Raw genomic sequence first — 1,462 nt, forward strand, 5'->3', positions numbered from 1 at the left:
AGTGAAGTCATTGATGCCATGCTTCCAGGAAAAGCCTCTAAGCTTCAGATAGTCAGGAATCGTACCCCAAACCGACACAGGTGGTCGGGTAGAGAATACCAAGGCGCTTGAGAGAACTCGGGTGAAGGAACTAGGCAAAATGGTACCGTAACTTCGGGAGAAGGTACGCTCTTGATGGTGAAGTCCCTCGCGGATGGAGCTGACGAGAGTCGCAGATACCAGGTGGCTGCAACTGTTTATTAAAAACACAGCACTGTGCAAAATCGCAAGATGACGTATACGGTGTGACGCCTGCCCGGTGCCGGAAGGTTAATTGATGGGGTTAGCGCAAGCGAAGCTCTTGATCGAAGCCCCGGTAAACGGCGGCCGTAACTATAACGGTCCTAAGGTAGCGAAATTCCTTGTCGGGTAAGTTCCGACCTGCACGAATGGCGTAATGATGGCCACGCTGTCTCCACCCGAGACTCAGTGAAATTGAAATCGCTGTGAAGATGCAGTGTACCCGCGGCTAGACGGAAAGACCCCGTGAACCTTTACTACAGCTTGGCACTGAACATTGAACCTACATGTGTAGGATAGGTGGGAGGCTATGAAGACGTGACGCCAGTTGCGTTGGAGCCGTCCTTGAAATACCACCCTTGTATGTTTGATGTTCTAACTTAGACCCGTTATCCGGGTTGAGGACAGTGCCTGGTGGGTAGTTTGACTGGGGCGGTCTCCTCCCAAAGAGTAACGGAGGAGCACGAAGGTGGGCTAATCACGGTTGGACATCGTGAGGTTAGTGCAATGGCATAAGCCCGCTTAACTGCGAGAATGACGGTTCGAGCAGGTGCGAAAGCAGGTCATAGTGATCCGGTGGTTCTGTATGGAAGGGCCATCGCTCAACGGATAAAAGGTACTCCGGGGATAACAGGCTGATACCGCCCAAGAGTTCATATCGACGGCGGTGTTTGGCACCTCGATGTCGGCTCATCACATCCTGGGGCTGAAGTCGGTCCCAAGGGTATGGCTGTTCGCCATTTAAAGTGGTACGCGAGCTGGGTTTAGAACGTCGTGAGACAGTTCGGTCCCTATCTGCCGTGGGCGTTGGAAGATTGAAGGGGGCTGCTCCTAGTACGAGAGGACCGGAGTGGACGAACCTCTGGTGTTCGGGTTGTGTCGCCAGACGCATTGCCCGGTAGCTAAGTTCGGAATTGATAAGCGCTGAAAGCATCTAAGCGCGAAGCGAGCCCTGAGATGAGTCTTCCCTGACAGTTTAACTGTCCTAAAGGGTTGTTCGAGACTAGAACGTTGATAGGCAGGGTGTGTAAGCGTTGTGAGGCGTTGAGCTAACCTGTACTAATTGCCCGTGAGGCTTAACCATACAACACCCAAGGGGTTTTGTAGTGGACTCAAAGCTAAGCGCATAAGAATGTGTGTGAGAACGAAGACAGCTTTCCAGAATTGTTGGTTATCACTTTTT

General features: G+C 52.0%; 1 rRNA gene. It reads left to right on the forward strand.

What is annotated here, in order from left to right:
- Positions 1 to 1,363: ribosomal RNA gene (locus T411_RS0115610) — 23S ribosomal RNA — on the forward strand; the annotation flags it as partial.
- Positions 1,364 to 1,462: the final 99 nt, after the last annotated feature.

The organism is Vibrio cholerae ATCC 14035, assembly GCF_000621645.1.
GTDB lineage: Bacteria > Pseudomonadota > Gammaproteobacteria > Enterobacterales > Vibrionaceae > Vibrio > Vibrio cholerae.